This is a genomic window from Micromonospora deserti, from assembly GCF_003236335.1.
In the GTDB taxonomy this organism is placed as follows: domain Bacteria; phylum Actinomycetota; class Actinomycetes; order Mycobacteriales; family Micromonosporaceae; genus Micromonospora; species Micromonospora deserti.
In genome coordinates this window covers 1-16,530 of record NZ_POUB01000135.1, presented here as the reverse complement: position 1 = coordinate 16,530, position 16,530 = coordinate 1, and the positions used below count along the sequence as shown (strand labels likewise).

Annotated in this window: 16 protein-coding genes and 1 tRNA gene; 10 read left to right on the top strand and 7 right to left on the bottom strand. The window is 72.1% G+C overall.

Annotated elements, in window-relative coordinates; all coding sequences use genetic code 11:
- Positions 1 to 159 precede the first annotated feature (159 nt).
- Positions 160 to 231, top strand: a tRNA-Arg gene (locus C1I99_RS18920).
- 218 nt (positions 232 to 449) lie between these two features.
- On the opposite strand, the gene C1I99_RS18915 is transcribed toward C1I99_RS18920, so the two are convergent.
- Positions 450 to 1,463, bottom strand: a complete 1,014-nt coding sequence (locus C1I99_RS18915; RefSeq protein ID WP_233512581.1) for a 1-aminocyclopropane-1-carboxylate deaminase/D-cysteine desulfhydrase — start codon at positions 1,461 to 1,463, stop codon at positions 450 to 452.
- Positions 1,464 to 1,569: 106 nt separating this feature from the next.
- Here C1I99_RS18915 and C1I99_RS18910 point away from each other — a divergent pair, with 106 nt between their 5' ends.
- Together C1I99_RS18910 and C1I99_RS18905 are read left to right on the top strand one after the other, a co-directional pair.
- Positions 1,570 to 2,172, top strand: coding sequence for a helix-turn-helix domain-containing protein (locus tag C1I99_RS18910; protein ID WP_233512580.1), 603 nt, complete (start codon positions 1,570 to 1,572; stop codon positions 2,170 to 2,172).
- The gene (locus C1I99_RS18905) at positions 2,169 to 3,659 is read left to right on the top strand and encodes a pyridoxal phosphate-dependent decarboxylase family protein (protein WP_199562248.1); all 1,491 of its coding nucleotides are present in this window, start codon (positions 2,169 to 2,171) and stop codon (positions 3,657 to 3,659) included. Before C1I99_RS18910 ends, C1I99_RS18905 begins: the two co-directional genes overlap by 4 nt.
- A 143-nt stretch (positions 3,660 to 3,802) precedes the next feature.
- Here the strand turns inward: C1I99_RS18905 and C1I99_RS32825 are convergent, their stop codons facing one another.
- Entirely contained in the window at positions 3,803 to 4,150 is a 348-nt protein-coding gene (locus C1I99_RS32825; protein ID WP_158554082.1) for a hypothetical protein, read from the bottom strand.
- A gap of 309 nt (positions 4,151 to 4,459) precedes the next feature.
- Between C1I99_RS32825 and C1I99_RS18900 the strand changes: the two genes are divergently transcribed.
- A complete protein-coding gene (locus tag C1I99_RS18900) occupies positions 4,460 to 5,416 on the top strand; it encodes an ArsR/SmtB family transcription factor (protein ID WP_111135546.1) in 957 nt (318 codons plus the stop codon).
- A gap of 543 nt (positions 5,417 to 5,959) precedes the next feature.
- Here the strand turns inward: C1I99_RS18900 and C1I99_RS32345 are convergent.
- From C1I99_RS32345 to C1I99_RS18890, 3 genes are all read right to left on the bottom strand, one after another.
- Positions 5,960 to 6,292, bottom strand: a complete 333-nt coding sequence (locus C1I99_RS32345) for a hypothetical protein (RefSeq protein ID WP_146603990.1) — start codon at positions 6,290 to 6,292, stop codon at positions 5,960 to 5,962.
- 361 nt (positions 6,293 to 6,653) lie between these two features.
- A complete protein-coding gene (gene ligD, locus C1I99_RS18895) occupies positions 6,654 to 7,613 on the bottom strand; it encodes a non-homologous end-joining DNA ligase (protein WP_111135545.1) in 960 nt (319 codons plus the stop codon).
- 105 nt (positions 7,614 to 7,718) lie between these two features.
- A complete protein-coding gene (locus C1I99_RS18890) occupies positions 7,719 to 9,221 on the bottom strand; it encodes an MFS transporter (protein ID WP_233512579.1) in 1,503 nt (500 codons plus the stop codon).
- 106 nt (positions 9,222 to 9,327) lie between these two features.
- Here C1I99_RS18890 and C1I99_RS18885 point away from each other — a divergent pair, with 106 nt between their 5' ends.
- From C1I99_RS18885 to C1I99_RS18875, 3 genes are all read left to right on the top strand, one after another.
- Complete coding sequence (locus tag C1I99_RS18885) at positions 9,328 to 9,768, top strand: winged helix-turn-helix transcriptional regulator (protein ID WP_111135544.1); 441 nt, start codon at positions 9,328 to 9,330, stop codon at positions 9,766 to 9,768.
- A gap of 153 nt (positions 9,769 to 9,921) precedes the next feature.
- The gene (locus C1I99_RS18880) at positions 9,922 to 10,467 is read left to right on the top strand and encodes a TetR/AcrR family transcriptional regulator (RefSeq protein WP_111135543.1); all 546 of its coding nucleotides are present in this window, start codon (positions 9,922 to 9,924) and stop codon (positions 10,465 to 10,467) included.
- A 38-nt stretch (positions 10,468 to 10,505) separates the two neighbouring features.
- Positions 10,506 to 12,707 (top strand): MMPL family transporter, encoded by a 2,202-nt coding sequence (locus tag C1I99_RS18875; protein WP_111135542.1) that lies wholly within the window; start codon positions 10,506 to 10,508, stop codon positions 12,705 to 12,707.
- Between the two features lie 100 nt (positions 12,708 to 12,807).
- Here the strand turns inward: C1I99_RS18875 and C1I99_RS18870 are convergent, their stop codons facing one another.
- Complete coding sequence (locus C1I99_RS18870) at positions 12,808 to 14,064, bottom strand: erythromycin esterase family protein (RefSeq protein WP_111135541.1); 1,257 nt, start codon at positions 14,062 to 14,064, stop codon at positions 12,808 to 12,810.
- 97 nt (positions 14,065 to 14,161) lie between these two features.
- Between C1I99_RS18870 and C1I99_RS18865 the strand changes: the two genes are divergently transcribed.
- Positions 14,162 to 14,353, top strand: a complete 192-nt coding sequence (locus C1I99_RS18865) for a DUF2795 domain-containing protein (protein ID WP_111135540.1) — start codon at positions 14,162 to 14,164, stop codon at positions 14,351 to 14,353.
- 60 nt (positions 14,354 to 14,413) lie between these two features.
- Here the strand turns inward: C1I99_RS18865 and C1I99_RS18860 are convergent, their stop codons facing one another.
- Positions 14,414 to 15,319: a Gfo/Idh/MocA family protein gene (locus tag C1I99_RS18860; protein WP_199562250.1), complete on the bottom strand. Its 906-nt coding sequence runs from the start codon at positions 15,317 to 15,319 to the stop codon at positions 14,414 to 14,416.
- Positions 15,320 to 15,678: 359 nt separating this feature from the next.
- Here C1I99_RS18860 and C1I99_RS18855 point away from each other — a divergent pair, with 359 nt between their 5' ends.
- Both C1I99_RS18855 and C1I99_RS18850 read left to right on the top strand, forming a co-directional pair.
- Positions 15,679 to 16,074 carry a hypothetical protein gene (locus tag C1I99_RS18855; RefSeq protein ID WP_111135539.1) on the top strand — a complete coding sequence of 132 codons (396 nt, stop codon included), beginning with the start codon at positions 15,679 to 15,681 and terminating at the stop codon, positions 16,072 to 16,074.
- The gene (locus tag C1I99_RS18850; RefSeq protein WP_438941429.1) at positions 16,064 to 16,486 is read left to right on the top strand and encodes a hypothetical protein; all 423 of its coding nucleotides are present in this window, start codon (positions 16,064 to 16,066) and stop codon (positions 16,484 to 16,486) included. The genes C1I99_RS18855 and C1I99_RS18850 overlap by 11 nt, the downstream gene beginning before the upstream one ends.
- Positions 16,487 to 16,530: the final 44 nt, after the last annotated feature.

The following is a 16,530-nucleotide window of genomic DNA, read 5'->3' as shown; positions in this document are numbered from 1 at the left end:
ATCATGCACATGTGGTGCCCGTCGGGCGATGCTTCATACCGGTTCGTCCGGCACCACAACGGCATGAGCGCCGGCAGCGGGGTGAGCTGACGCGATGGGGTGGGTGGATACCGATTGGGTGATAGCGGGGGAGGTTTGCTAGTCTTCTCCAGTCGCTGAGCCCCCGTAGCTCAGGGGATAGAGCACCGCCCTCCGGAGGCGGGGGCGCAGGTTCGAATCCTGCCGGGGGCACGTCACAGAACTGCAAAAACTCAGCGTGATCGATCGCCGACTGACGGTCGAAGCAACCTATCAGGTGACCTAGAGATAACTGCGAGACAGGGCCTCGGCATCGCCGAGGCCCTGTCCATATCGTCGTTGAACATGCTTGAACATCCGGATCTGCGGCCCGCGCGACGGCGACGACCTGGCGGGTCAAACCCGCCACACCAACGGGCTTGGCCTGCGGCTTACCAGGTGGCCGTCGGCTCAGTGGATGGCGCTGCGACCGCGGGTGGGTGATCGCGGTCTGCGGCCGGCGCTGTGCGCAGCCAACGGTTGTAGTGGCCGATGAACAACTCGGGGTATCCGCCAGTGTGCAGGAAAACCACGGGTCCCTCTGGTAGCCGTCCACGGGTGGCGTGCGCGAGGAGGCTGGCCATCGCCTTGGCGGTGTAGACGGGTTCGAGGAGCAGACCTTCGGTACGTGCGGCTAGGTCCAGGGCGTGACGCCCGGCTGGGGTGGGCTGACTGTAACCGCCGCCGATCTGCTCGCGGTCCAGGCGTGCAGAGCCCGTCGGCGTGGGCAGTCCGGCTGCGCGTGCGGCATCGGCGGCCATCCGTGGCACCGCGTCGAGCAGGTCAGGTCGATTACCGGTGTCCACGCCGAGGACCAGCCGGTGGTCGCCAAGGCCGGCGACCAGTCCGGCATGCGTTCCACCGGAGGCGTCCGCCGTTACGACCAGCGCAAGGTCCGGTAGCTGGCGGCGTAGCTCGACGGCGGCGGTGACGTAACCGAGGTCGCCCGCCAGCGACGCACCACCCACCGGGAGCACGTACGGGCGGGAGCCGTCCTGCCGAGCGATATCTGCCGCCTCGGTGATTGCGGCGTTGAGTCCGGCGTAGTCCACGCTCCCGGCCCACCGCACCTGCACGCCAAGCATCTCGCTTAGCAGCAGGTTGCCCTCCCACGTGCTGGGCTCGGTGCCGGTGAGCACCGCGACGCAACTCAGCCCCAGCCGGGCAGCCGCAGCCGCGGTCATCCGCACGTGGTTGCTCTGCGCCGCGCCTCCGGTAACCAGGGTGTCCGCGCCAGCGGCAAGTGCCTCCGCTACGGAGTACTCCAACTTGCGGGCCTTGTTGCCGCCGAGCGCCAGCCCGGTGAGGTCGTCCCGTTTGACCCACAGCCGCCCGGGCGGCAGACCCAACTGCTCGCCGAGGCGGTCCATCGGCTGCAGTGGGGTGGGCAGCACGGCCAGCGCCACCCGCTCGACCGTCACTCCCACCATGTTCGGGTTCATCACGACTCGCTCCATCCGTCGGCCATCGGTAGGCGACTCCACTATAGTGGAGTTCCGTTATAGTGGAGGAGTGATCTTGATTCCGCTTGACACCGGCCTCGACCTGGCCGCAATTGGCCGCCGACTGCGCGACGAACGCCGCCGGCGGGGCTTCACGCTGGAGGGGTTAGCCACCGCGAGCGGGGTCAGCCGCAGCATGCTGTCAGAGGTGGAGCGCGGCAGCCGGGTACCGACGGTGCTCGTTCTCGATCGCATCGCCACTGGCCTGGGCACCAGCATCGCCCGGCTGCTCCGCGCGGAAGCGTCCGCCCGCACGGTGGTGTTGCGGCGCGATGAGCAGGACGTGGCCCGGGACGCGTCCGGTTGGGAGCGGCGTGTCCTCAGCCCGGTGCTTCCCGGGGTGGAGTTCGAGTTCATGCGCACCACCATCGGCGCGGGTGTCGACGCGGGCGTCTTCCAGCCACACGGTCCCGGATCGCGGGAGTACCTGGCTGTGGAGGCGGGCACGTTGCGCTTGTCGCTGGACGGCGACGAGGTGGACTTACACGAGGGCGACAGCGTCTTCTACGCCGGGGACTGCCACCACGGCTTCGCAAATCCGGTGGCCGTACCGTGCGTCTACTACCTGGTGATGGACCTTGCTGGCGGCGCGGCTCATGGAGCCAGCCGATGACCGCGCAGGCACCGATCCCCGTGGGCTGGAGTTGGCCCGCCGACGACGTGCGGCAGCTCGGGCACCGGATGGTCGACATCGTCGCCGACTACCTGTCCGGTCTACCGCAGCGGGCCGTGTTCCAGCCGTACCCTGCCGAGCAGGCCCGCGCCCTCGCCACCGAACCGATCCCGACCGGCGGCGCGCCCGTTGACGCAGTGCTGAAAGACTTCGTCGAGCGGGTCGCACCGTACCCATTCGGCAACGGGCACCCCCGCTTCTACGCCTGGGTCAACTCACCACCCCACCCGCTCGGGGTCTTCGCCGAGGCGCTCGCCGCCGCGATGAACCCGAGCGTGGCCGGCGGCAACCACGCCGCCGTCCACATCGAACACCAAGTTGTGCGCTGGTTCGCCGATCTGGCCGGGTTCGGCGATGAGAGCATGGGCCTGCTGACCAGCGGCGGCTCCATGGCCACGCTGACCGCACTGACCGTGGCCCGCCACCGAGCCGCCCGACGCGCCGATATCGACGTGCGCGCGGACGGGCTGCAGGGCCACGCCCGGCGCTTCCTGCTGTATCTCGGCACGGAAGGACACGGGTCGGCCCGCAAGGCGGCCGAACTGCTCGGCATCGGCTCGGCCAACGTCCGCACCATCGCCTCCAACGACGGCCACCGGCTGCGACCGGACGCGTTACGCGACCAGATCGTCCGGGACCGTGCCAACGGCCATATCCCGGTCGCGGTCATGGCCAGCGCCGGTACGGTCAACACCGGCGCGATCGACCCGCTCGACGCGATCGCCGACGTCTGCGCCGAGCACGGCGTATGGCTGCACGTCGACGGCTCGTACGGCGCACCCGCCGTGCTACTGCTCGACGAACACCGCGCGACCAAGACGGCGCTGGCCCGGGTCGACAGCCTCGCCATGGACCCGCACAAGTGGCTCTACGCCCCGGTCGACGCCGGGCTCGTCCTCGTCCGCGACCGGCACCTCGCCCGCGACGCCTTCAGCCTCGTCCCGCCGTACCTGCGCACCGACGACGACCCAGACGGGGTGAGCGGGCCGGTATGGTTCAGCGAATACGGCTTCGACCAAACCCGACCGTTCCGCGCCCTCAAGGTGTGGCTGCTGCTCAAACACCTCGGTACCACCGGGTACCGAGACCTCATCGCCCACGACATCGCCACCGCCAACCGGCTCGCATCCGGCGTCAGGGCCGCACCCGACCTGCAACTGCTCGCCAACGGGCTCAGCGTCGTGTGCTTCCGCTGCCGCCCCGTCGACTGCGCCGGCGACGACCAGGCCCTCGACGAACTCAACCGCGAGGTGCTGAACGCGGTACAGCTCGGTGGCCGCGCGTTCCTCGCCGGCACCACCGTCAACGGAGCGTTCGCCCTGCGCGCCTGCGTCGTGAACCCAGGCAGCAGCGCGGCGGACGCCGACGCCGTTCTCGCCGAGGTCCGAGCAACGCTGTCCCGACTCGGCGGCGGCCAACCACGATGACACATCCGGGGCAGCTCTTTGACCTCACCGGCATCAGGCTCACGACGACGACGCGACAAGATCGTCGTCTCCGCCGGGCGTAAGCCAGGCCCGCGAAGCCCTCGAACTCGTCCGCAGTGGACACCACAACGGAAGGGCCGCCCTCATCCCGCGGCATGCCGCCGGACGAGTGCCCTTGTGGACAGTCCGGCCGCCAGGAAAAGCGCGGCGAGCACCACCCACCCGGCCCGGCCGTGCTCGATGGCGGTGGCGGTGACGACCAGCGGCGCGAGCATCGAGCCAAGGGCTGCGCCGGTCTGGCTGACCCCTTGGTATGCGCCGGCGTTGTCCGGATCGGCGAGATCGAAGGCCAGCGTCCAGGCGCCGGCCTCGGAGACGACCTCGGCGAGGCTGTGCGCCACGGTCGCCAGCGCCAGCGCCAGCACCACCACGACCACCGCGATGCCGCCGGAGGTAGCCGCCGCGTACAACCCGCATGCGACGGCCAGCAACGCACCGGCTCTGGCCACGGAGCGCCCGGCCGCCGGCAGGTCGCGCGCGCGGCGCGCCGCCCAGACCCTGGAGCAGAGAGAGGATCACAGTGTTGAGGGCCAGCAGCGCCGCGACGGTGACCGCCGGCGCCGTCGTCCATCCGGCGATCCACAGGGGTACGAGGACATGGTCGACCAGGTCAGCGCCCGGGCAACCGGGTCGTCCGGCAGCAGCGTGCGCCGGACGGTGGTACGGCTCGCGACAAGAAGCACGCCCGTAGCTCTCGCAGGAGACCCCGCGAGGCCACCAACGATGTAGCGTTACTCTTCATGATCCGGTACGAGCTGGTCGGCATGGACCTGGCCGACGTGCGGTTCGCGGTGTCCCCGCTCAACGAGCTGGTGCTGTCTCTGCGTGCCTGGCGCGACCCGGGCCGGTTTCCGCTGCACCTGCGCTGGCTGCACGCCCTGGACGAGGCGCGCGCCGACCTCGACGAGGTCACGCTCTCCGTGCTGACCAACGACCGGCTGTGGACGCCCGACTTCCTCAACCCGCGCCCGTACTCGCCGCTGACCCGCATCGACGACGAGCTGGCCCAGCTGGCCCAGACCGAGCCGGCGATCGTGCGCAGCGACCTGCGGGCCATACACGGCGCCGTCCCACTCCCCCGGCCACTGCGCGGATCCGCGCACCGCGTGCTCGCCCGCATCGTTGACGCGCTCACCGGCTACTGGCAGCGCTGCTTCGAGCCGCACTGGCCACGGATGCGGGCGCTACTCGAGGGCGACGTCACGTACCGCGGACGGCAGATCGCCCAGCACGGGCTCGCGGCGATGTTCGCCGACCTGTCGCCCACGGTGCGGCTGGTCGACAACGTCGTCGAGATACAGCTCCGCTCCAAACTGGACTATGCCCGCCCGACCATCGGCGGGCTGACCCTCGTGCCCACGCTGTGGACCACCAACGCCTCAACGCCCATCTCCCCCGCCGAGCCACCCATGATCCTCTACGCCGCCCGCGGCCTCGCCACCCTGTGGGAGCCCCAGCCACTGCAGGCTCCCGACGCCCTCGCCGCGATCGTCGGCGCCACGCGCGCGGGTCTGCTCGTCCACCTCGAGACACCCGCCTCCTCCACCGAGCTGGCCGCGCGCCTCGGCGTCACCACCACGGCCGTCAACCAACACCTCCGCGCCCTACGTGACGGCGGACTCCTGGTCAGCGCCCGACACGGCCGCTCGGTGCTCTACCGCCGCTCCGACCTCGCCGACCAACTGGTGGGTCGATAGTCCCGCCCGGCGCCCCGCCAAGCTGGCCCGGCACCGCCGTTGGCGGTCGGAAGCCGGGCGGTCGTGGCCGACCTGTGCAGACGCCGAGGCCGCAAGGACCAACCTGCAAAAACGTTAGTGACTGTCTCGGGTAGGTTGGCCTGGACGCTGGCAACCGCCTGATCAGGTAAAAGGGCGTCGGGAATACCGGGCAATCAAGATCAAAGGCTTGCAGGTTTGTCTCTGTCCGGGGGCACCAGAGTTGACCAGCACGAAAGGCCCCCGACCAGGGGAAACCCGGTCAGGGGCCTTAGTCGTATGACCATGTCCGGCCGTCAGCGGCCCGTGGTGGGCGTCTGTGCCGAATGCGTGCCGAAGTTCGGCAGGCCTCAGCCGTGTGAGGCTTCAACCTCGGGCGTGAACACGGCGGCCCGCGCCCGCCGGCACACGCGGTTGATCGTGTCCTTGCCTCTTCCAGCAGCTCGCCACGGCTGTCGCACACGCAGCGGTGCATATATGAGTCAGCGCAGAGTAAATCATCTTCGATACTCCGACAAGGGTTGATCATCGGATGGACGGCGTACGGATTATTCGACCGCCTGATTGTCCCGATTCGCGAGTTCCCGGGGGATCCAGGGCCTCTTCCACCTGCGCAGGCACACGCAAAGTCACTCGCAGCGAGTAGGGACACAGCAGGTGATGGACGTTGTCGGCCGGATCGCCAGCCGCGAGCTCGAGCCTAATCGCCGCAAGATTCAACTCATCCTCGCCGATGTAACGGCGATCCCCTGTTGGCTCGAACCAGACCGACAGAGCGTCTTCCAGCGCACGGACGATTGATTCAACAGCGTTCTCACCAGACACGAGGCCCAGCCGGATCTCGTAGCCCTCCGCCATGTGGCCCCCTCTGATGAGCCACCGCATCCTAGCGCTGGGTGCTGGGACGTCCCGCCCCTGCTTGTCTGAGAAGGGCAGCCGCTTTCTGCCACCCCGGACGCCGGAGCCACTTCCCGGATGGTCCGGTCCGGATGGATCGGAACCGGGCGGGGCCGGCAATAGCCCACCGTGACCCGCCGGGCGCGGGTACGGAACACGGATGCCGCCCCAGGAGCGGAGGGCGGCCCCAAGTAGGACAGGCTGCGGTCAGCCCGGTCACCGCGAGGCAGGCCGTAGTGGGCGAGCCCGAGTAGTAGCGGCTACGCCGAGACCATCGCCACCCCATGCAAAGACCGTAAGAAGGTAAGCGTTGGCGGCGGGGTCAGCCGGCGGCACGGCGGGCACGGGCCCGACGCTTGCCCTCGTGCATGGCCTGCACGCGGGCGATCGGGATGGTGTGCCCCTCGGCGACCAGGTCGGCCGGGAGCCGCTGCGGCGCGGGCATCCGCTCCGCCCACGGATCACCCGCCACGACCAGGGCCGGCACCGTACGGATGGTGAAGTCCGCCGGGGTGACCGCTTCCAGCTCGGCCCAGTCCACCGGGAACGACACCGGCACGCCCGGCCGCAGCCGCGGGCTGTACGCGGCCACCACCGTCGCCCCACCGGCCCGGGTGGAGTCCACGAAGACCTTGCCGCCCCGGTCCTGGCGGATGAAGGCGGTGGTGGCGAGCGCCGGGTCGAGCCGTTCCGCCCGCGCCGCGATGGCGCGGGTGGCGGCGGCCATGTCCTCGGCGCCGGCGCCGGCCTCGACCGGCACGAAGATGTGCACCCCCTTGGCCCCGCTGGTCTTCACCGCCCCGGACAGGCCGGCTTCGGTGAGCGCCTGCCGCACCAGCAGCGCGGCGGCCACGGCCAACCGGAACGCAGCGCCCTCCGGCGGGTCCAGGTCGAGCACCAGGTGGGTGGGGCGGTGCAGGTCGTCGACCGTGGCCAGGGTCGGGTGGTACTCCACCGCCCGCTGGTTGGCGAACCAGAGCAGGGTGCGCCGGTCGTCGCAGAGCGCGTACGAGATCTCCCGATGCGACGCCTCGGCCCAGACCGCCGTCCGGCGGACCCACTCGGGGGTGTACCTGGGCAGGTTCTTCTGCATGAACGGCGGCTGCCCACGCAGCACCCGGATCACCGACAGCGGCCGGTCCCGCAGCTGCGGCAGGATCCGGTCGCGGACCGCGTCGAGGTAGTCGACCAGGTCCCGCTTGCTGGCCTGCGCACCGTCGAACAGCGACTGGTCGAGGTTGGTCAACGCCACCCCGTCCCGGTTCTCCTCAGCCCCGCCCATCCGATCACCCTGCCGGCACCGCCCGCGCCGGTCAACCAGGCGCGGCGCGCCGGAATGCGCCGGCCGCACCGCGCCAACAGCTGCCTGTCCCCCGCCGTCGCACGCCTACCCGGCCACCCTGGACACGCCGGCCCGGGTGCCCTGCTCCGCCGCGCCGCCCTGACCCGCCACGCCGCCCTGACCCGCCACGCCGCCCTGACCCGTCGTCGCGGGCCGGCGAAGGGCGACCACGGCGACCAGCAGCGCCGCCGTGACCAGCGCGGCGGCGACCGCGAAGGCGGTCCGGTAGCCGGCGGCGAGCGCCGCGACCTCGACCCAACCGGCGTCCCGCAGCCGGCCGGTGCGCTCGGCGGCCAGGGTGGCCAGCGCGGCCAGCCCGAGCGCGCCGCCGACCTGCTGGGTGGTGTTGGCCAGCCCGGAGGCGAGACCGGCGTCGGACGGCTCCGCGCCGGCCATGGCCAGCGTGGTCACCGCCGGCAGCGCCAGCCCGCCGGCGACCCCGAAGATCAGGATCGCGGGCAGCACGTCGGTCGGGTAGCGGCCGTCGACCGGCAGCCGGGCGAGCAGCAGGAACCCGGCGACGGCGAGGGCGAGCCCGGCGAGCAGCACGGCCCGGGCGCCGAACCGGGCCACCAGCCGGCCGGCGAGGCCGAGCGAGACCACCGCGATCGCCACCGGGGTGGGGAGGAAGGCCAGCCCGGTGGCGGCTGCGTCGAGCGCCAGGACCAGCTGGAGTTCCAGCGCGAGCAGGAACTGGAAGCCGAAGAACGCGGCGACCATGAGGAACTGCACGACGTTGGCGGCGACCAGGTCCGGGGCGCGCAGCACCCGGGGCGGCAGCAGCGGGGTGGTGGCCACCCGCTGGCGCAGCGCGAACCCGCCGAGCAGTGCCGCCGCGAGCGCGGCGGCGCCGAGCGTACGGGGCGCGGTCCAGCCGTGCTCGCCGGTGCCGACGATGGCCAGCACGGCGACCATCAGACCGGCGGTGACCAGCATCGCGCCGAGCAGGTCCAGGCCGGCGCGCAGGCCGATCCCGGTGTCGGCGCCGATCAGGCGTACGGCGGCCGTCAGGATCACCAGCCCGATGGGCAGGTTGACCAGGAAGATCGCGGGCCAGCCGAAGAGGTCGGTGAGCACGCCTCCGGCCAGCATGCCGATGGAGGAGCCGGCGGCCCCGGTGAAGCTGAACACCGCGATCGCCCGCGCCCGCTCGGCCGGTTCCGGGAAGAGCCGGACGATCATGCCGAGACTGACCGCCATGGCCAGCGCCCCGCCGACGCCCTGCAGGAAGCGGGCCACGACCAGCACCGCCGGGCCGGTCGCCACCGCGCAGAGCAGCGAGGCGAGGGTGAACAGCGCGACGCCGGCCAGGAACACCTGCCGTCGGCCGAGCAGGTCGCCGAGGCGCCCGGCGAGCAGCAGCAGCCCGCCGAAGGCGATCAGGTAGGCGTTGACCACCCAGGCCAGGCCGGTGGCGGTGAAGCCGAGGTCGCGCTGGATGGCCGGCAGCGCCACCGCGACGACGCTGCCGTCCAGGATGATCATGAGGCTACCGGCGCAGAGCACGAGCAGCGCGGGCCAGCGGGACGGTTCGGTACGGGTCGACACGGGGACGCCTCCTAGGTGCACGGTTTGTTACCGACGCCATCTTCTGTGACCATGAGGCGGAGCGTAAGGAGGCACTTTCATGTCCCAGGGGAACAGCGGTGTGCCCGTGACCGGCGATCGGAGCCAGGCGTGCGACCTCGGCGACGCGCCCTTCACCCCCGGTCAGGCCAAGGCGTGCACGGTCCGCGAGGTGCTCGACCGGGTGGGCGGCAAGTGGAGCATCGGCATCCTGGTCGCCGCCTCCCAGGGCCCGGTGCGCTTCACCGAGCTGGAGCGCTTCGTCGAGGGGATCAGCCGGCGGATGCTCACGCTGACCCTGCGCAACCTGGAACGCGACGGCCTGCTGCGTCGGACGGTGTACCCGACCGTGCCGCCGAAGGTCGAGTACACCGCCACCCCGATCGCGCTGGAGCTCTACGAGTCGCTGGTCGCCCTGACCAGCTGGGCCGAGCGGCACCGGATTGCGATCGCCGAGGCCCGGGCCGCGTACGACCGGGCGCACGGCCCGGTGGATCCGGGCCCGGCGAGCGTGGCCGGCCGCGCCTGACGCCGCGCCGGTGGAGCCGGCGCCCTCGGCGGTTGCGGGGCCCGTCCAAGGGAAGCACGCCGGCGTTGTGGCGAAGACCACGGGCCCTATCTGACCGATCGGTCAACGCCTGACCGATCGGTCAGGCATGCTGGTCCGAGGAGGTGGACCGGCATGGCACGGGCGGTGGCGGAGAAACACGACGAGATCCTGGCCGCGGCGGCACGCCGCTTCGCGGTGACCGGCTACCGGGGCACGTCGTTGCAGGACATCGCGCGCGAGGTGGGCTGCTCCAAGGCGGCGGTGCTCTACCACTTCGCCAACAAGGAGGCGATCCTCACCGAGCTGATGGCCCCGGCGATCGAGGTGCTCCAGGCGCTCGACGAGCGGATCGCCGCGCACGCCGGCGCGGACGCCCAGCGGGTCGCGGCCGAGGGCTTCGTCGACCTCGCCGTCCGCTTCCGGCGGGAGATCGCCCTGCTCCGCGGTGAGTTCCCGGAGCTGCTCCAGCAGCCCGCCTTCGCGCACATCCAGCGGATCTCCGAGCGGCTGATCGACGCGCTCGCCGGGCACCCCGAGCGGGCGTCCGCCCGGATCACCGCCTTCGTGCTGCTCGCCGGCATCTCCGAGACGTGCGGGGAGTTCGTCGACGTACCCGACGAGGAGCTGCGCTCCGCGCTGCTGGCCCTCGTGCGACGGGCACTGGAACCCGTCGACTGACCCGTCCATCCACCCACGACCGAGGACAAGGAACCCTGATGGCGACCCTGCTCTACCGGCTCGGCCGGGGCTCGTTGCGCCGGCGGCGACTCGTCGCGGCGATCTGGCTCGTCGTACTCGTCGGACTCGGCCTCGCCGCCGCGACCCTGCGCGGCCCGACGGCCAGCAACTTCACCATGCCCGGCACCGGGTCGCAACGCGCGCTGGACCTGCTCGCCGAGCAGTTCCCGACGGCCAGCGGCGCGACCGGCACGATCGCGGTCAAGGCACCGACGGCCGGCCAGCTCGGCACCCCGCAGGGCCAGGCGATGGTGACGGAGATCACCCAGGAGGCCGCCACGCTGCCCGGCGTGGTCGGCGCGGTCGACCCGTTCCAGGTCGGTGCCGTCTCCCCGGACGGCCGGTACGCGCTGGTCCAGGTCCAGTTCGCCGGCCGGGCCGACGACGTCACCGACGGCCAGCGCGCGGCGTACGAGAAGGTCGGCGCGCGGGCCGAGGCGCAGGGCTGGCAGGTGGCGCCTGGCGGCGAGGTGCTCAACGCCGAGCCGGAGGTCGGCTCCACCGAGGCGCTCGGCGTGGCGGTCGCCGCGATCGTCCTGGTGGTCACCTTCGGGTCGCTGGTGGCGGCCGGGATGACCATGCTCAACGCGCTGATCGGTGTCGGGGTCGGCATGGCCGGCCTCTTCGCGCTCAGCGACGTGGTGGAGCTGACCAGCACCGCGCCGATCCTCGCCCTGATGCTCGGCCTGGCCGTCGGCATCGACTACTCGCTCTTCATCACCTCCCGCTACCGCCAGAACATGCTCGACGGGCTGCCGCCGGACGAGGCCGTCGGTCGGGCGGTGGGCACCGCCGGCTCGGCCGTTGCCTTCGCCGGGGCGACCGTGGTCATCGCCCTGGCCGGCCTGGCCGTGGTGGGCATCCCGTTCCTGACCGTGATGGGTCTGGCCGCGGCCGGCACGGTCACCGTCGCGGTGCTGGTCGCGATCACGCTCCAACCCGCGCTGCTCGGATTCGCCGGCCGCCGGGTCCTCCCCCGCAAGCTGCGCGCCGCCGTCGGGGCCCCGGCCGCCACGCCGGCACCGGACGCCGGGGCCGTCCCGGCCGAGGACCGGTCCGGATTCGGCTTCCGCTGGGCCCGCACCGTCATCCGCTTCCGGGTGCCGGTCATCCTGGTCGGCCTGCTCGGCCTCGGGCTGCTCGCGCTGCCCGCGCCGGACATGCGGCTGTCCCTGCCCGACGCCGGCGCCGCGCCCGTCGAGTCCCCGGCCCGGGTGTCCAACGACCTGATCACCGAGGGCTTCGGGCCGGGCTTCACCGGCCGGCTGGCGGTGGTCATCGCCGGCGACAACCCGCAGGCCACCTCGGCCGCCGTGCCACAGGTGACCGCGCTGATCCAGCGCACCGACAACGTGCTCGCGGTGGCCCCGCCGCAGCTGAGCCCCGACGGCCGGACCGCGCTGCTCGGCGTGGTGCCGAAGACCGGCCCGACCGACGCGGCCACCGAGACCCTGGTCAACGACATCCGCGACGCGGTCGGCGGAATCCGGGGGGCGGACGTGCTGCTGACCGGCGCCACCGCGATCGGCATCGACGTCTCGGCGAAGCTCTCCGACGCCCTGCCGGTCTACCTGCTGCTGGTGGTCGGGCTCTCGGTGCTGCTGCTGATGCTGGTGTTCCGCTCGCTGCTGGTGCCGGTCAAGGCTGCGGCGGGCTTCCTGCTCACCGTCGCCGCGACCTTCGGCATCACCGTGGCGGTGTTCCAGCAGGGGCACCTCGCAGACCTGGTGGGCCTGGACACCCCGGCTCCGCTGATCAGCTTCCTGCCCATCCTGCTGATCGGCATCCTGTTCGGCCTGGCGATGGACTACGAGGTCTTCCTGGTCTCCCGGATGCGGGAGGACTTCGTACACGGAGACAGCGCCCGGCAGGCCACCATCAACGGAATGGGGCACGGCGCCCGGGTGGTCACCGCCGCCGCGCTGATCATGATCTCGGTCTTCGGCGGCTTCGTCTTCCTCGACGACCCGGTTATCAAGTCGATGGGGTTCGCGCTCGCCGTCGGGGTCGCCATCGACGCCTTCGTAGTCCGGATGACTATCGTGCCGGCGGTGATGTCGCTGCTCGGCGAGCGGGCCTGGTGGCTCCCCCGCTGGCTGCACAGGGCGCTGCCCAACGTCGACATCGAGGGCGAGGGCCTGCGTGCCCACCTCGCCGAGCGCACCCCCACCCCGGTCTGACCCCCGTGGATCACGCAGTTGTGGTGCCCCGCGTAACCGGCGAAGCCAGGCCCACCGGGCACCACAACTGCATGATCGCCGAATCGCCGGGCCAGCGGGTTCAGACGCCGGCGGGGTAGGTTTCCATCTCGCCGGGAGCGCTGAGGGCGGGCAGGGGGTGCAGAGCGGTCGCCTCGTCGCACCAGATGAACGCGTCGTAGCGCTCCCCCAGTCGAGTGGGCACGTAGTTGCCCCACGACTCGAAGGACGGGTCGTAGACCACCCCGATTGCCCGGTGGTCGACCGTGTCGGTGACCCAGCCAGGCTGGTCGTCGCCGCCGAAGACCAGCACCGCCCGCTCCGGCATCAGCTCGTGCAGCCGCCGCTCCACGGAGCCGGGCCGGGCCGGCGGCACCACCATCGCCTCGGCGGGTGAGCCCCAGCGGGGGGCGGCGATCACCGTGCCGCGGTAGCTGCCGAAACCGACCAGCACCACCGCCTCGGCGCTGTGCCGCTCCCGGGCCAGCTGCCCAACGTTGATCATCCCGTCGGCGGCCATGTCAGTGGCCCGGGCGTCGCCGACGTGGGTGTTGTGCGCCCAGACGATCCCCCGCGAGTCCGGGCCGTACCGGTCCAGCAGCCGGTCCAGGGTGTCCGCCATGTGGATATCCCGGACGTTCCACGATTCCGGCCCGCCGGCGACCATCGCCCGGTAGTACCGCTCCGCGCCGGCCACCACCTCCGCGTTCTGCCAGGCCGAGAAGCTGTCCGCGCCGTCCACGGCGGCATGTTCCCGGGTACGCGCCAGCAGCCGCACCACCTCGTCCTCGCAGCGGGCCGAGGCGAAACGGCTGGCCATGCCGTACTCCTCGACCCGCTTGCCGTACGGCTCGAAGCAGCGGTACGCGTCCTGCGCGGCCTCCAGCGACGCCGGGTCCTCCTCGCCCAGGTAATCGAAGATCGCCTGCATCGACTCCCAGAGGCTGTAGACGTCGAGGCCGTGGAAGCCGACCCGCGCCGCCTCGGGCCGCTCCACGTTCCACGCGCGTAGCCAGCGGCAGAACCGGGCCACCTCCGCGTTCGCCCACATCCAGGTGGGCCAACGCTCGAAGCGTTCCAGCGCGGTCTGCGGCTCGGCGGCGCCACCCGGCGCGGCGGTGACGGAGCGGTGCACCCGGTCGCAGTCGGGCCAGTCCCCCTCCACCGCGACGAAGGAGAACCCGCACTCGGCGATCAACCGGCGGGTGAGCTGTTCGCGCAACCGGTAGTAGTCGTAGCTGCCGTGCGTCGCCTCGCCGATCATGACGATCCGGGCATCCCGGACGCGCGCCAGCAACGGGTCGAAGTCGCTCGGCGCGCCGAGCCGCTGAACCAGCATGGCGGGCGGCTACCCGGCGGGTCGGCGGGCAAACCGCCACGGCGTCGCCTCCCTTTCCAGAGAGTGTGCCGACGGGCTGAGCGGGTAGCCGGCGGGCATGACCGTCACCGGGGTGCAGTTGCAGGAGTACCTGGCCGGGCTCGACTACCCGGTCTCCCGAGATGACCTGGTGCGCTGGGGCCAGGAGAACGGGGTCAGCACGGAGATGTTGCAGATGCTGCGGGCGCTGCCGGTGGAGGAGTTCGACTCTCCCGCCGAACTGAGCGAGGCACTGAACACGCTGGCCTGACCCGCCGACGCACGGCGGCTCCGGCAGCGGCGGGGTCGCGGCACCGGAGCAGGTGACGGCTCAGGCCGGGAGGTCGAGGGTGCGGGACTCGCGGCGGGCGGTCTCGGCGGCGGCGAGAACGGCGACCACCTCACGGCCGAAGCGGACGTCGCAGCGGTGGTCCCGGGTGCCCGACTCGATCTCCTCCAGCAGTTGGTCGATCGCCAGCCCGAAGGCGGCGCGGACGCTGCCGGCGCCGGCCGGGACGCTCTCGATGCCGTTGTCGCCATAGAAGGTGACGTCGCGGGTCATCGCCTCGGTCGGTGCCTCCAGGGTGAGCGAGGCCGTGCTGGTGGTGCCACCGTCGTGGGTGAGTAGCAGGTGCAACATGCCGCTCGGGCCGTCCATCGCGGCGACCCGGGTCACCCGGCCCAGCACCGGCAGGATCACCGACAGCGCGTGCGGGCCGATGTCCCACAGCGCGCCGTGCTGCCGGCGCCACAGCGAGCCGCCGTACGGGCTGCCGGGCTGGTAGATCGAGGCGAACATGGTCGCCCGGGCATGCTGCCACCCGCCGGCCGCGGCTGTCGCGGCGAGGAAGGCGGTCACGTTCGGGTGGAACCGCTGGGTGAAGAAGACCACCGAGGCGATCCCGGACGCCGCCGCAGCGTCGACCACCCGGTCGGCGTCGACGGTGTTCAGGGCGAGCGGCTTGTCCAGCAGCAGGTGCCGGCCAGCGGTCGCCGCGCGGACGGCGATGTCGGCCTGGACGTCCGGCGGGAGAGCGACCGCGACCGCGTCGCAGGCGTCGATCAGCGCGTCGACGTCGTCGAACGCCGGCACTCCGAAGCGCTGTGCCAGAGTGGCGGCCTTTTCCGGGTCCCGGCCCCAGACGCCGGCCAGGTTGGTGCCGGGATGCGCGTCCAGCGCCGCGCCGTGCGTCTCCGTCGCCCAGTGACCGGTGCCGAACAGCCCGAACCGCAGCACGAGAACCCCCACACCGTCGTCGTCATGCCGCGGCCCACCCCGCAGCCGTGATCCACGCTAGTCGTCCCGTCGACCCGCCGCCGCCCGACACCGGCGACCGTGCCGAAACGCGCCGTCGGCGGAGTACGGCCGACCAGACCCTGAGGCTGCGGGGGCCTACCCGCAGCCCTCGGGGTCGGGCTGCTCGCCGAGGGTGAGCACCAGGCCCGGAGACCTGCCCGGCCCACCTGCCCGGCGCATGCCGCCACCGGCGGCCCGGGACCGGCCGCCGGGGGAATCCTTCGGGGCGGCGGTGGCGGGGTGTACTACGCGGGTTAGTAGAGTGTGGCGGTGACCGAACCCAGCACCAGGTGGCGTCGATGACCAGCGCGGCCGCAGCCGGCTCGCCGGTGGACGGGATCCTCGCGACTGCCGCGATCGTGCTGTCGCTGCTGGTCGCCGCCTGGGCCCTGGTGGCGGCGCTGCGGCACCGCGCGCCGGACCGGGTGCAGTTCGTCGGCCTGGGCGTGCTCGAGCTGGCGCTGCTCGCGTTGGCGCTGGTGGCCCTGGTCACCCTCGGCGGCGGCGACCGGCCGAGCGAGCCGGGGGCGTTCGCCGGCTACCTGGTGACGCTGGTCTGCCTGCCACCGCTGGCCTGGGTACTGGCCCGGATGGAGCCGACCCGGTGGGGCTCGGCGATCGTCTGCGCCGTCTGCCTGGTCATCCCGGTGGTCGTGGTCCGGCTCCAGCAGACCTGGGCGGTGCTTGGTGGCTGAGGCGCCGGCCGTGGAGCGGAAGCGGACCAACTCCGGACCAGGGCGGCTGCTGATCGCGGTCTACCTGCTCTTCGCCATCGCCGCGACCAGCCGGGCCGGCCTGCAGATCGCCACGAAGTTCGACGAGGCGCCGGTGGCATACCTCCTCTCCGCGCTGGCCGCGGCGATCTACATCGTGGCGGCGGTGGGGTTGGCCCGCGCCGGCGCCGCAGGCCGGCGCGTCGCGCTGGCCTGCTGCACCGTGGAGCTGGCCGGAGTGGTCGGCGTCGGCGTCCTCAGCCTGGTCGACCCGGACCTCTTCCCCGACGAGACGGTCTGGTCGGAGTTCGGCAGCGGGTACGGCTACGTGCCGCTGGTGCTCCCGGTGCTCGGCCTGCTCTGGCTGTGGCGCACCCGCCACGACCCGGCCTGAGCCCGGCCGACCCGCACCCACCCGACCCGCACAAACCCCGCCGC